The organism is Streptomyces sp. NPDC033131 (assembly GCF_055578365.1).
Genome location: NZ_JBVIPA010000002.1, coordinates 334709 through 347774 on the forward strand (window position 1 = coordinate 334709; position 13066 = coordinate 347774).

Sequence of the window (13066 nt, forward strand, 5' to 3'; positions counted from 1 at the left end):
CGCGGGTGGGCTCGGGAGGGCTGGAGTTGCCCCCTGGTGACGAGGGTCACGAGGGGAACTCCGCAGACGCCCCGCCCGGCACGGTGTCCCTGGCACGGCCGATGGACGCGGGTGCCACCATCGGGCCGGAGCTGGACTGGGACGCCGACGCCTGGCGCGAGGTCCGTACCCGCGCCCAGCGTGCCGGTCGGGCCTACATCTGGCTGAACCTCGTCGAACAACGGCTGCGGGCCGTCGTGGCCGCCGTGCTGCGCCCCATCTACGAACCCGTCCACGGCGACGAGTGGGTGGTCGCCGCCGCCGGACCCGCCGGCCAGGAGTGGGTGCAGCGCGCGGTCGCCGTACGCGAAGTCAGCCGCCGCAAGGGCTACCTGCTCGACCCGGCCGACGACAACGTCCTCAGCTTCCTCACCCTCCCGCAGTTGCGGGAGCTGATGGTGCAGCACTGGCCGTGCTTCGAGCCGTACTTCGACGAGCGACGGGACGTCGAACTCGCCCTGGACGAGCTCGAGGTCACCCGGAACGTCGTCTCACGCAACAGAGCCCTGTCCGAGGCCGTCCTGGGCCAGGCCGAGCGGGCCTCCGCCCGTCTCCTGGAGATACTCGGAACGGCCGGCGACGTGCCCTCCGCACGCCGGCTCCCCGTCGACGCGGTCGAGGACCTCGTCGGCGACCGGTACGGGGACGTGGTCGCCGTGCACTCCGACCGGGTGCGGCTGATGCGCCAGTTCCCCGCCGAGGACATCTTCGGCAGCGCCCGCCGGCTCGACGCCGTCGGCATCGGCCTCAACCTGCTCGTGCAGAACTTCTCCGGCCGCCGCCTGGTGCGCCTGGCCGAGTCCGGCTGCCGGGTACGGCTGCTGTTCCTCAACCCGGCCTCCAGCGCGGTCAAGCGGCGCGAGCGTGAACTCGGCATCAAGCGGGGCGAGATGAGCCGCGCGGTCGAGATGAACATCCTGCACATGCGTCGGGTGCGCTCCAAACTGCGCGACCCCGGGGCGTTCGAGATCCAGGTCTACGACGAGACGCCCCGCTTCACGGCGTACCTCGTCGACGGTGACGGCGCGGACGGCATCGCCGTGGTGCAGTCCTATCTGCGGCGCTCGCGGGGCATGGAGGCGCCGGTGCTGGTCCTGCGCGGCGGGAGCAAGCTGGTCAGGTCGGGCGAAGCCGACGAGGCCGGTCTCTTCCCGACCTATCGTGAGGAGTTCGAGGTGGCCTGGGCGGATTCACGGCCGGTGTCCTGAACTGTCCCCCCGCGCAAGCCCGTAAGCGGAATGCGGTCCTCGGATTGTCAGTGGCCCATGGGATCGTGGAGACCACTGGGGGAAAGCACCACCAAGAAGGGGGGACCACCCATGGGCTGGCACCGGGAGCTGCTGATCGGCTTCGACCTGGAGACCACGGGAACCGATCCGCGCGAGGCGCGCATCGTCACGGCGGCCGTGATCGAGGTCAGGGACGGGCAGCCCCTCGGGCGCCGGGAGTGGCTGGCGGATCCGGGCGTGGAGATCCCGGCGGACGCGGTGGCCGTGCACGGCATCAGCAATGAGCGCGCCAGTGCCGAGGGCCGCCCGGCCGACCAGGTCGCGGACGCGGTCGCCGACGTCCTCGTGGCGTACTGGAAGACGGGCGTACCGGTCGTCGCCTACAACGCGGCCTTCGATCTGACCCTGCTCTCCGCGGAACTGCGCAGGCACGGCCTGCCGTCCCTGCGGGACCGCCTCGGAGGCGTCGATCCGGCCCCGGTCGTCGACCCGTACACCATCGACCGCTGGGCCGACCGCTACCGCCGCGGCAAACGCAACCTCGAAGCGGTCTGCACGGAGTACGGCGTCCGGCTCGACGCCGCCCACGACGCCTCGGCCGACGCCCTCGCCGCGGCCCGGCTGGCTTGCGCGATAGCCGGCCGCCACCCCAAGGTCGCGACCCTCGGCCCGGCGGAACTGCACCGCCGCCAGATCGAGTGGTACGCCGAGTGGGCGGCGGACTTCCAGAGCTTCCTGCGCCGCAAGGGCGAGACGGACGCGGTGGTGGACGGCACCTGGCCGCTGCGGGAACTCGCGGACGAGCCGGTCTGACACCGGGCGTCACACCGCGGCCTCAGGCGGCAGGGCTCGCGATGGGCTCGACCCGGGGGCGGGCGAGCCGCGCGTAGTCGCCACCCGAGATGACCAGGGACCGGTCCAGCCGGGCCGCGTTGAAGTACAGCTTCGGCTGTGCCACCACGTCCGGGTCGGCGAGGACTTCGAGCTCGGGATCGAAGCTGAAGGGCAGGACCGTGCCGGGCACCGTGCGGGCGAGCCGCTCGGCTGTCTCCGCGTCGCTGAAGCCGACGTACCGGGCGTCGAACAACGCGCGGACGGCACCCAGGTCCACCCGCCGGTCCCCGGGGACGACCGCGAGGACGTGGCGGGTGGTGCGCCGGTCCACCTTGACCCGCAGCACGATGCACTTCGCGGCCTCGGAGGCGGGGTGTCCGCGCAGCGCACAGACCTTGTCGGTGGTGCCCTCCGGCTCGTGGTCGATGAGGCGGTAGTCGACGCAGGAGGTGTCGAGCAGGGAGATCAGGTGCTCGTAAGTGTCGTGGCCGGGCATGGGGGTTCCTTTGCGGTCGGGGAGGAGGTGGCCGCGGGCGCGGAGGCCTTCGGTGCCGTCGCCGTCCGGTGGTGGCGTTCCACCGCCTGCCCCCAGTAGGTGCCGGCGACCATCAGGGCCGCGCCGAGGCCGGTCACCGGCGTGAAGTGCTCCCCCGCGAGGGCGATGCCCACCGCGGCGGCCCAGATCGGCTCGGTGCCCAGCAGCAAACTCGCCCGGCTTGCGGAGGTGCGCTGGACCGCCCAGGTCTGGGCGAGGAAGGCGAACACACTGCAGAACAGGGCGAGATAGACCAGCTGCGTCCAGGTCGCGGCGTCGGTGCGGGCCAGGGTCGGCAGCTCGCGGGCGGCCGGTGCCAGGAACAGGGCCGAGCCGACGAGGGTCTGCACCGTGGTCAGGTGCAGGGGACGTATCGCGCGGCCCGCGGTGAGCCGGCCGACGAGTGCCACGTGCGCCGCCCGGACGAACGCCGCGGCCAGCATCAGCAGGTCGCCGAGGCGGGGCGCGTGGAAGCCGTTGCCGGACATCAGGAGCCCGACGGCCAGGACGCACACGCCGGCGGCGGCGTAGAAGGCGGGAGGCAGGCCGCCCGGGTGGCCGGTGCGGTCGAGGAAGGGGGTGAGGACGATGGTCAGGCTGATGATCAGCCCCGCGTTGGCGGCGGTGGTGTGGGCGACGCCGTACGTCTCCACGACCAGGACCGCGGCCTGGGTGACCCCGAGGGGCACACCGACCCGGAGCTCGTCGCGGGTCCAGCGGCGGGAGCGGTGCCGTGACCCGGCGCGGGAGGCGACGAGCCCGAGACAGGCGAGTGCGGACAGGGCGTAGCGCACGAAGAGGACCAGCAGGACGGGGAGGGCGGCGGTGGCGGTCTGGGCGGACAGATAACTGGAACCCCAGACGAGCGCGACCAGGAGGAGTACCGCATCGGTACGGCGGGCGTCGGACACCTGCCCACGGTGCACCGGCGAGGCCACTGAAGCCCAGAACCACTTTCTAAAAGGATCTTTTAGCAGTCCTACACGGTACTTCTACACTGAGGGGGTGGACGAACGGCAGTTGCGGATCCTGCGGGAGCTCGGCGAGCTGGGCAGTGTCACCGCGGTCGCCGAGGCGCTGCTGGTGACACCGTCGGCGATCTCCCAGCAGTTGCGGCTGTTGCAGCGCTCGATCCCCGTACCGCTGACCGAGCGTGAAGGGCGGCGGCTGGTGCTCACGGACGCCGGGCAGGCGCTGGCGGGCGCGGCGATCGAGGTGGAGACGGCACTCGCGCGCGCCCGGCACACGGTCGAGGAGTTCGTGGGGCGGCCGGACGGCGAGGTGTCGGTGGCCGCCTTCCACAGCGCGGCTGCGGCCTTCTTCCCACTGCTGCTGCGCGCATTCGCCGGCCCCGGTCATCCGGTGCTCGCGCTCGCCGACGAGGACGTCGCGCAGGACGACTTCCCGCGGCTGACCCGCGAGTACGACATCGTGCTGGCCCACCGCCTGGACCACGCCCCGCCGTGGCCGCGCGCGGTGACCGCGACGACGTTGCTGCGCGAGCCGCTGGACGTGGCCATGCCCGCGGGCCATCCGCTCGCCGCCAAGCGGCGCGTCACCCCGGGTGACGTGGCCGACGAACCGTGGATCGCCGTGCACGAGGGCTTCCCGGTCAGGGCGACCATCGAGGCGATCGCCGCGGCGGCGGGGCGGCGGCTCCACCTGGCCCACACCATCAACGAGTTCTCGGTGGCGGCGGAGGCGGTGGCCGCGGGCGGAGGCCTGGCCCTGATGCCCCGCTGGACCTCCCGCCGACACCCGGCCCTGGTCCTGCGGCCGCTCAGCGGCGTGCAGGCCCGCCGCCATATCGACGCCCTGTGCCGCCCCGAGCGCACGGCCAGAAAGGCGGTCCGCGCGGTCCTGACGGAACTGCGCCGGGCAGCACGAACGATCCAGGAACAGGAGACCGCGTGAAGGGGCGCGGGGGACACGGGGCGGTTTCCCGGGACGGTCACGGTGGCCGCACCCGCCCCGCCAACCAGCGCCCCCACCTCCGGCCCGGCACTTCGACGTACCGATGAGTCACCACGCACAGGGGTAACAGCACGACGAAGAACGCCACTTCGAGCACGAGACTGTCCTGCCGCCGTCGCCCGGCCGTGCTGTCGATCACCGCCAGCAGTACCGGATGGACCAGATAGACCGAGTAGCTGATCGTTCCCAGCCCGGTCAGCAGACGCGGAACGCGTCGGCGGCGGCACGCCAGTCCGGCGCCGAAGGTGAGTACGGCCAGCAGGAATGCCGCGATCCAGCCGCGCTGTGTGAAGTGGTCACCGTCGCCGTAGCGGTACGCACTCCCCACGGCACAGGCGACCACCACGACGGCGGTGCCTGCCGCGTACCGCCAGGTGATCCGACCGTTCTCGGCGCGGTGGACCACGGTGCCGAGGAACATCACGGCGAGGATCACCAGGCCCTCCCACAGCGGGACCGTGCCGTTGAACGCGACCAGGACGAGTCCGAGCAGCCCGCCCGACACACCCCCGCACACCCGGAGCACCCGCGATCCGGCGCTCGCGCAGCAGATGGCGACCACCATGGCGATCGAGGCGAACGTGATCAGCGGACCGGTGCCGACCATGCCCGACAGGGCGGAGGCCGGCCGCACGACCCCGGCCGCCGCACTCACGGCGGCGAGCACGGCCAGGACGGCGGCCGTCGCCGCGGACCGCTGGTGCAGCCGGACCGTGAAAAGGGCCACGACCAGCAGATAGAAGGCCATCTCGTACGAGAGCGTCCACAGGACGAGCAGGAGATTGGGTGTGCCGAGGAGCTCCTGGAGCATGGTGGCGTGCGCGACGGCCACCGTGGCGGCGCTCTGCCCACCGAAGTCCCGCAGCTCCGCGACGCCCAGGAGATGGAGGGCGAGCAGCACCGCGATGACAGCCGCCCACAGCGGGTGGACCCGGAAGATCCGTCCGATCCAGAACGTCCGGACGCAGCCCCGGCGTTCCAGCGACGCGGGGATGATGTAGCCGCTCACCAGGAAGAACACCATGATGCCGTAGCGGCTGGTGTTGAACTGCGGCATCACCTCCCGCCGAAAGTCCGCCATAAAGGTGTACGACGAGTGGTCGAAGACCACGACGAGCGCCGCGAGGCCGCGCAGGGCGTCCAGCCATCCCAGTCGCGACGGACCGGCCGTCGTGACAGCGAGACGTAATCGCGCGATTGCGGAGAGGGGTGACTTCGGGGCAGCGGAAACGAAGGGTAAGGGCTCCATGTGACTAGTCGTCCGGCAGGACGATCTTCATCGGGACGCAGGGCTCGGCCTCGGCCCTGGTCCTGTAGATCTCGACCGCGCGCGGGCGGGAGACACCCCGGGTGTTCTCGAAGGCCAGCACGTTGCCCGGACGCAGCGCGACGTCCCAGCCGGCCTTGAAGGGGACGATGGGAACACGGTTGCCCTGCTTGTCGATCCCCACGAGAGGGGTGACCTTGCTGCGTACGCAGATGTAGCCGGGTGGGAGTACGTCGACGGTCACGTGGATACCCCACTGGCGCACTTTCCCCGCGAGCGCGCGTTGGGCGTCGGGACTGATGCTCTGGTCCTTGACGGTGAGCATGACGCTGCCGTCGCCGCGGGGCTCCACCGCGAATGCCCTGGAGTCGGCCGGCGACCCGGGCACGGTCACCGTGGCGAGCCAGGCCGCCGCACAGGTCGCCGCGACGACAGCGATCCGGCGCGGGGCGAACAGGGGGCGCACAGGGGCCTTCGGCTCGCGCTGCCCGATCTCCTTCTTCAGCTCGTCCAGCAGCCGGTCCTCGAACGTCGTCCGCGTGCTCATGCTTCCCCCCTCGCGACGTACAGCAGCGATGTGTCCGGCGCCTCCGCTCCCGGAGAACCCGCCTGTACGGCCGCGGAGTTCGGCTCCGCGGTCCCGGAGTCCGTCTCCTCCCGCAGCGCCTTGCGGGCCCGGTGCAGCCGGACCCGGGCCGTGACCTGGCGGATACCCAGCGCGGCCGCGGCCTCGGTGACCGTCAGCTGGTCCACCGCGATCAGTTCCATGACGGCCCGCTCGCCCTCGGGAAGCCGCGCGAGCGCTGCCAGGACGTGCCGCCCGGGGCTCTCCGCGTCGAGCTTGTCCTCGATACGGGCGATGTCGTCGGGCTCCAGCAACCGCCGCCCGGAGATGCGCAGATCGCGTTCGGTCTCTCTCGCCACCCGGCGGCGCTCCGACGAGACGACGTTGCGTGCTATGCCGTACAGCCAGGCGGTCTCGCTGCCGAGGCGCGGCCGGTAGGAGTGGGCCGAGTCGAGGACGGCGAGGAAGATCTCGGCCGTCAGGTCGGCCGCCGTGTGCGGATCGTCCACGCGCCGGGCCACGAAGCGCATCACCGCGTCCACATGGCGCCGGTAGAACTCCTCGAAGAGCCGCGGGTCACGTACCGCCGCGGCGGGCCCACCCCGTAACCGTTCGGCGTCATCCACAGATGTCCCCTTCTCGTCGGCGGCTCCTTGCCTTCACCTGTTCTTGGGACGGGACGCGAAAAGCGTTACAGAAGGAGCCCAGGAGCCCGGGGACCCCGACCATCGGTCCGTGGCGCTCAGTTCAGATCCGTGGCGCTCAGTTCAGAAGGGATACCACCGCACCCTCTCGTCCCCGCCCCGCAGCGAAGTCACCCGCCGCTCGAACTCCTCCCGCGCCTTGGGATTGCTCGGCGCATGCTGGGCCACCCACGCACAGCTCGCCGTCTCCCGAGCACCCCGCAGCACCGAACACCCCGACCACTCCCGCACGTTCCAGCCGTACGCCTCGGTGAACGAGTCGTATGCCTCGGTCGGCAGGCCGTAGCGGTCGTGGGACAGCGCCATCACGACCAGATCGTGCTCCCGGAGATCCCCGGAGAAGGTCTCCAGGTCCACCAGGACCGGCCCGTCCGGCCCGACATGGACGTTGCGGGGGAGTGCGTCGCCGTGGATGGGCCCCGGCGGGAGGTGGGGTGTCAGCGCGGCCGCCGCCGTGGCGAAACCGTCCTGCCGCTCGCGCAAGTACGCCGCGTCGGCCGGGTCGATCGCGTCGCCCGCCAGGCGCAGCCAGCGTTCCACGCCGCCCAGCAGCTCGCGGGGCGGCAGGGTGAAGCCGGGGGAGGGCAGGGCGTGGACGGATCGGAGCAATTCGGCCAAATCCCGGGGTTCGGCGGGCCGTACGGGGTCGGGCAGCCGGTGCCACACGGTCACCGGGTGTCCCTCGACCAGGAGCGCCTTGGGCTCGGCGGCCCGGACCGCGGGCAGGCCCGCCTCCTCCAGCCACGCCGCGATGTCGAGTTCGCGGCGGGCACGGTCGAGGAGTTCGGCGTCGCGGCCCACCTTGACGACCAGGTCACCGGCGGCGAACACCGCGTTCTCGCCCAGGGCGAGCAGTCGCGCCTGCCGCGCCGGGCCGGGCAGCACCCCCGCCGCGGCCAGCACCTCCCGCGCCCGTGCCTCGTCCATCCGTCCGCCTCCCTGTCCGTCTTCCGCCGCATGCTCCCGCACCCGGCGTCGCGATCCGGCCATCCCCGGCCAGTCTCGCATTCGTACAGGTAGGACCGTGTGCGCGCTGCCTTGACGGTGCATACCGCCTTCACGACCATGACGGAGGCCCACCGGGTCCAGGGCCTGTCCGACAGATTCCCGTCGTGAGCCGCGCGAAGGAGCCGATCACGTGACCTTGGTGACCGCGACGAAGCGGTCGGCGCCGGGGGAGCCACGCGCCGACGGGGGCCGGCGGCCGCCGGACCACGGGGCCTGGTTCCTGGTGCTGCCCGCGCTGATCCCGATCCTGGTACTGAGCGTCGGCCCCCTGCTCTACGGCATCCTGCTGGCCTTCACCGACGCCCAGTCGGGCCGCACCCGGCCCACGCAGTGGATCGGCGGTCTCAACTTCCGGGACCTGCTGCACGACACGCTGTTCTGGGAGTCGTTCCGGATCGGCCTGGTCTGGGCGGTCGGGGTGACGGTCCCGCAGTTCCTGCTCGCCCTCGGCCTCGCCCTCCTCCTCAACCAGGAGCTGAGGCTGCGCTGGCTGGCCCGGGCCCTCGCGATCATCCCGTGGGCCATGCCGGAGGTCGTGGTCGGCGTGATGTGGCGGCTCGTCTACAGCCCGGACGCGGGCGTCCTCAACGAGACCCTGCGAGACCTCGGCCTCGGCGACGGCCGCGACTGGCTCAGCGGTCTCGGGACCGCCCTGCCCGCGGTGATCGTCGTCGGCGTCTGGGCCGGCATGCCGCAGACGACGGTCGCCCTGCTGGCCGGCCTGCAGAACACCCCGCGCGAACTCCACGAAGCGGCGGCGATGGACGGCGCCGGCGCCTGGCGCCGCTTCCGGACGGTCACCTGGCCGGCCCTGAGGCCGGTCGCGCTCGCGATCACCGCGCTCAACTTCATCTGGAACTTCAACTCCTTCGCCTTGGTGTACGTCCTGACCAGCGGCGGCCCCGGCGGCCGCACCCGTCTGCCCATGCTCTTCGCCTACGAAGAGGCCTTCCGCTACGGCCAGTTCGGCTACGCGGCGGCGATGGGCTGCGTGATGGTCGCCGTGATCTCGGTGCTGCTCGCCCTGTTCCTGGTGGGCCGGCTCAGGGGAGGCGACGACGTATGAGGACCAGCACCGGCGGCCGCGTGGGCCAGTACGCCGCGCTGTTCGCCTATCTCGTCTTCCTCGCCTTCCCTTTCCTCTGGCTCCTGTCCACGGCCTTCAAGTCGCCGCGCGAGCTGGGCAGTCTGCACCCCTCCTGGATCCCCGAGGATCCCACCCTCGGCAACTTCCGGCAGGCCTTCGACGAGCAGCCGCTGCTGCGCGCCGCGGGCAACTCCCTGCTCGCCGCGGCCGGCGCCGCGCTCATCGCCGTACTGATCGCGACCCCCCTGGCATACGTCATGGCCCGGCACCGCAGCCGGCTCGCGAAGGCCGCCACCGGATGGGTGGTGGTCAGCCAGGCGTTCCCGCTCGTGCTGGTGATCATCCCGCTGTTCCTGGTGCTGAAGAACCTCCGGATGATCAACTCCCTGACGGGGCTGGTGATGGTGTACGTCGTGTGGGCGCTGCCGTTCGCGCTGTGGATGCTCGTCGGATACGTCCGTGCCGTGCCCGCCGAGCTGGAGGAGGCGGCCGCGGTCGACGGGGCCGGGCGGGTACGGACGCTGGTGTCGGTGACGGCGCCGTTGCTCGCGCCCGGGATCGTGGCGACGGGACTGTTCGCGTTCATCACCGCGTGGAACGAGTTCTTCTTCGCGCTCGTACTGCTGAAGACGCCCGAGAAACAGACCCTGCCGGTCGTCCTCACCCACTTCATCGGCGCGGAGGGCGTCGCCGACCTCGGCCCGCTGGCCGCCGCCGCCTTCCTCGCCACCCTTCCCTCACTGGTCGTCTTCGCGATCATCCAGCGGCGGATCACGGGCGGCATGCTCGCCGGGGCGGTGAAGAGCTGATGCGCGGCAAACTCGCAGGCGTCCTGGCCGCGGCCCTGCTGCTGGCAGGCTGCACCGGCGGCGGCAGCACGTCCTCGGACGGCCCGGTCACCCTCCGCTTCCAGTCCCTGGCCTGGCAGCAGGAGTCGATCGAGGCCAACCAGGAACTGGTGAGGGAGTGGAACGCGACCCATCCGGACGTCAAGGTCGAGTACGTTCAGGGAAGTTGGGACAGCGTCCACGACCAGCTCCTCACCTCCTTCGAGGGCGGTGAGGCACCGGACATCATCCACGACGCCTCCGACGACCTCGCGGACTTCGCGTACGGCGGCTATCTCGCCGACCTGACCGACCTGCTGCCCGAGCGTCTCAAGTCGGACATCCCCCGGCGCAGTTGGGGCACGGCGACGTTCGGCGACGGCATCTACGGCGTGCCCTTCCTCCAGGAGCCGCGCGTGCTCATCGCCAACGCGACGTGGCTGAAGGAGTCCGGCGTCCGCATCCCCACCCCCGAACAGCCGTGGAGCTGGGCGGAGTTCCGGCAGATCACCGAACAGCTCAGCGGCGACGGGAAGTACGGCGTGGCCTGGCCCCTCAAGGAGCCTGTCTCCGCGACCCTCAACCTCTCCCTGTCGGCGGGCGGACAGCTCTTCCACCGGGGCACGGACGGCAAGGTGGCGATCCGGTTCGAGACGGCGGACCAGACCGTGCCGCGCACCATCCACGACCAGGCGAACACCGACCGCAGCGCCTCGCCCACCACCCTGGGCAGCGGCGGCTCGGACACCCTGCCCGGCTTCTTCGGCGGCAGGTACGCGATGGTCCCGCTCGGCTTCTCCTACCGTCAGCAGATCGCCCAGCAGGCACCCAAGGGCTTCCGGTGGCAGGTGCTGCCCGCCCCGGCAGGCGCCGACGGGCTCACCCAGGGCGTCAGCCCGCAGACCCTGTCCGTCGCCGAGGACAGCCCGCACAAGAAGGAGGCGGTCGCGTTCCTCGACTTCCTGCTCCGGCCCGAGAGCATGGTCCGGCTCGCCCTGGGCGACTGGATGCTGCCCACCGGCACCCAGGCCCTGAAGGACCCCGCCCTGCACACCGCCAAGGACGGCTGGGCCACCGGCACCGCCCTCGCCGCGCACCTGCGCCCGGCACCCGCGCAGTCCGTGCGCGGCTATCCGGAATGGAAGGACAAGGTCGCCACGCCCGCCTTCCAGGAGTACTACAGCGGCGCGATCGGCCTGGGTGAACTGCGCGAACGCCTCGAGGAGGACGGCAACCTGGTACTGGCCCGGTACCAGCGCTGAGACCGCTTTCAGGGAGTGGCGGGGCCGGTGACGTACTGCCCGTCCTCGTCGTACGGCCAGACGTTGGGCACGCAGCCGTTCATGCCCTTGATCTGCTGCATCATCGCGGGGGCCGGCCTGCCGGGGCCGGGGCAGCCGACGTGGCCGTGTCCGAGGAAGTGGCCGACCTCGTGATTGATGATCAGCGCCCGGTAGGACGTCACGTCCTCGGCGTAGACGGGCGTGGCCAGCTCCCAGCGCCTGAGGTTGACCATGACGCTCTGGGCCACGTTGCAGTTGACCTCGCCGCCGGTGTCCAGCCCGTACTGCCCGCAGATCTTGTCCACGGTCCCGGGCGTCGCGACGCGCACGACGAAGTCGGTGCTGCCGTCCGACACCCGCTGGAACGCCGAGTGGCCGTCCGCCGTCCAGCCGCGCCGGTCGGAAAGGATGCGCTCGACCTGCTCGGCGACCGCCGCGGCGGACAGCTTCAGGCCGTCCTCGACGTCGACCCGGTAGCGCAGGACCGGTCCCTTCCCCACCTTGGCGCTGCCGCCGGGCGCGGTTGTGAAGGTGCCCGGTCCGGTGGCCGGGACGACCGGCTCGGAGGGGCCGGCGGAGGAGCGGGACGGGCTGACGGACGCACTCACGGACGGGCTGCCGGAAGGACGGGGCGGTGCGGGGCTGGACGCGGCGCGCTCGGTGGGCTCGGTGCGTGCGCCGGAGTCGCCCCGGTCCGCGGACGTCCACCCCACGGCCGCGAAACCGGTGGCCCCGAGGACGGCCAGCGCGGCCAGTCCTCCCCACAGCGATCCCTTCCGCCCGCCCGTGAGGGCGTGCGCGGGGCCGCTCCTACGACGGCGGTTGCTGGACGGGGTTGCTCGGTGAACGGTCATGGTCGTTCAGGCTGTGACCGCCATGTGATCGGATCTGGCCCGAACGGTAACGAAACAATAACGAGGTTCCCGTCGGGGCCTCATGTGATCATCCGGTAACAGTGTCCCGGACGTGTGGAGGACGTGCGGATACTGAGCGCATGCCACGCGTTCTGCTGATCGAAGACGACCGGGCCGTGCGGGAGGGCGTCGCGCTCGCCCTGCGCCGCCAGCAACACGAGGTCGCCGCCGCCGAGTCGGGCGAGGAAGGACTGGAGCGGCTGCGGTCCTTCCGGCCGGACGTCGTGGTGCTGGACCTGATGCTGCCCGGCATGCCCGGCCTGGACGTGTGCCGGGGGATGCGTGCCCTCGACCAGACGCTGCCGATCATCATGGCCACCGCGCGGGGCGACGACGAGGACATCGTCGTAGGACTGGAGGCCGGAGCCGACGACTACGTGGTCAAGCCCGTCCAGGCGCGGGTGTTGGCGGCGCGTATCCGTGCCGTCCTGCGCCGGGCGGCAGGGGCGTCCGCCGACGGCGGCATCCCGAAGATCGACACGTACGGGGACCTGGCCGTCGACCGGGCCGGCCTCTCGGTCGCCTGGCAGGGCGCGCCGGTCCCGCTCGCCCCGTCCGAACTGCGGTTGCTGCTGACCCTGTCCGCCTCGCCCGGCCAGGTGTTCAGCCGCCAGCAACTCCTGGAAGCGGTCTGGGAACACAGCTACCACGGCGACGCGCGCCTGGTGGACGCCTGCGTCAAACGGCTGCGCTCCAAGCTGGGCGAACCCTCACGCGAGCCCCGCTACATCCAGACCGTGCGCGGCTTCGGCTACCGGTTCGCGTCCCGGTGGGACGCGTGCTGAAGGACCGCGTCAGGG

Annotated in this window: 14 protein-coding genes; 7 read left to right on the forward strand and 7 right to left on the reverse strand. The window is 71.7% G+C overall.

Annotation, left to right across the window (positions count from 1 at the left end; all coding sequences use genetic code 11):
* The first annotated feature begins 5 nt into the window (after positions 1-5).
* A complete protein-coding gene (locus ACZ5XS_RS04860) occupies positions 6-1247 on the forward strand; it encodes an SAV2148 family HEPN domain-containing protein (RefSeq protein WP_217236810.1) in 1242 nt (413 codons plus the stop codon).
* A gap of 111 nt (positions 1248-1358) precedes the next feature.
* Positions 1359-2081 carry an exonuclease domain-containing protein gene (locus ACZ5XS_RS04865; RefSeq protein WP_468647799.1) on the forward strand — a complete coding sequence of 241 codons (723 nt, stop codon included), beginning with the start codon at positions 1359-1361 and terminating at the stop codon, positions 2079-2081.
* Positions 2082-2103: 22 nt separating this feature from the next.
* On the opposite strand, the gene ACZ5XS_RS04870 is transcribed toward ACZ5XS_RS04865, so the two are convergent.
* Positions 2104-2598 (reverse strand): YbaK/EbsC family protein, encoded by a 495-nt coding sequence (locus ACZ5XS_RS04870; protein ID WP_468647801.1) that lies wholly within the window; start codon positions 2596-2598, stop codon positions 2104-2106.
* On the reverse strand, positions 2568-3548 hold the full coding sequence (locus ACZ5XS_RS04875; protein ID WP_468647803.1) for a DMT family transporter: 981 nt from the start codon (positions 3546-3548) through the stop codon (positions 2568-2570). The genes ACZ5XS_RS04870 and ACZ5XS_RS04875 overlap by 31 nt, the downstream gene beginning before the upstream one ends.
* A gap of 94 nt (positions 3549-3642) precedes the next feature.
* Here ACZ5XS_RS04875 and ACZ5XS_RS04880 point away from each other — a divergent pair, with 94 nt between their 5' ends.
* Positions 3643-4551 (forward strand): LysR family transcriptional regulator, encoded by a 909-nt coding sequence (locus ACZ5XS_RS04880; protein WP_468647805.1) that lies wholly within the window; start codon positions 3643-3645, stop codon positions 4549-4551.
* Positions 4552-4588: 37 nt separating this feature from the next.
* On the opposite strand, the gene ACZ5XS_RS04885 is transcribed toward ACZ5XS_RS04880, so the two are convergent.
* From ACZ5XS_RS04885 to ACZ5XS_RS04900, 4 genes are all read right to left on the reverse strand, one after another.
* Entirely contained in the window at positions 4589-5860 is a 1272-nt protein-coding gene (locus ACZ5XS_RS04885) for an acyltransferase family protein (RefSeq protein ID WP_468647807.1), read from the reverse strand.
* 4 nt (positions 5861-5864) lie between these two features.
* On the reverse strand, positions 5865-6425 hold the full coding sequence (locus tag ACZ5XS_RS04890) for a hypothetical protein (RefSeq protein ID WP_468647809.1): 561 nt from the start codon (positions 6423-6425) through the stop codon (positions 5865-5867).
* Entirely contained in the window at positions 6422-7069 is a 648-nt protein-coding gene (locus ACZ5XS_RS04895) for an RNA polymerase sigma factor (protein ID WP_468647811.1), read from the reverse strand. The genes ACZ5XS_RS04890 and ACZ5XS_RS04895 overlap by 4 nt, the downstream gene beginning before the upstream one ends.
* Before the next feature lie 141 nt (positions 7070-7210).
* Positions 7211-8074, reverse strand: coding sequence for a phosphotransferase enzyme family protein (locus ACZ5XS_RS04900; protein ID WP_468647813.1), 864 nt, complete (start codon positions 8072-8074; stop codon positions 7211-7213).
* A gap of 211 nt (positions 8075-8285) precedes the next feature.
* On the opposite strand from ACZ5XS_RS04900, the gene ACZ5XS_RS04905 reads away from it, so the two are divergent.
* From ACZ5XS_RS04905 to ACZ5XS_RS04915, 3 genes are read left to right on the forward strand one after another with little or no spacing between them, the layout of a single operon-like run.
* A complete protein-coding gene (locus ACZ5XS_RS04905) occupies positions 8286-9221 on the forward strand; it encodes a carbohydrate ABC transporter permease (protein WP_468647815.1) in 936 nt (311 codons plus the stop codon).
* Entirely contained in the window at positions 9218-10051 is an 834-nt protein-coding gene (locus tag ACZ5XS_RS04910) for a carbohydrate ABC transporter permease (RefSeq protein WP_468647817.1), read from the forward strand. Before ACZ5XS_RS04905 ends, ACZ5XS_RS04910 begins: the two co-directional genes overlap by 4 nt.
* On the forward strand, positions 10051-11331 hold the full coding sequence (locus ACZ5XS_RS04915; RefSeq protein WP_468647819.1) for an ABC transporter substrate-binding protein: 1281 nt from the start codon (positions 10051-10053) through the stop codon (positions 11329-11331). The genes ACZ5XS_RS04910 and ACZ5XS_RS04915 overlap by 1 nt, the downstream gene beginning before the upstream one ends.
* Positions 11332-11339: 8 nt before the next feature.
* On the opposite strand, the gene ACZ5XS_RS04920 is transcribed toward ACZ5XS_RS04915, so the two are convergent.
* The gene (locus ACZ5XS_RS04920) at positions 11340-12206 is read right to left on the reverse strand and encodes a DUF3152 domain-containing protein (protein ID WP_468647821.1); all 867 of its coding nucleotides are present in this window, start codon (positions 12204-12206) and stop codon (positions 11340-11342) included.
* 140 nt (positions 12207-12346) lie between these two features.
* On the opposite strand from ACZ5XS_RS04920, the gene ACZ5XS_RS04925 reads away from it, so the two are divergent.
* Positions 12347-13051, forward strand: coding sequence for a response regulator transcription factor (locus ACZ5XS_RS04925; protein ID WP_468647823.1), 705 nt, complete (start codon positions 12347-12349; stop codon positions 13049-13051).
* The last annotated feature ends 15 nt before the right edge of the window (positions 13052-13066 follow it).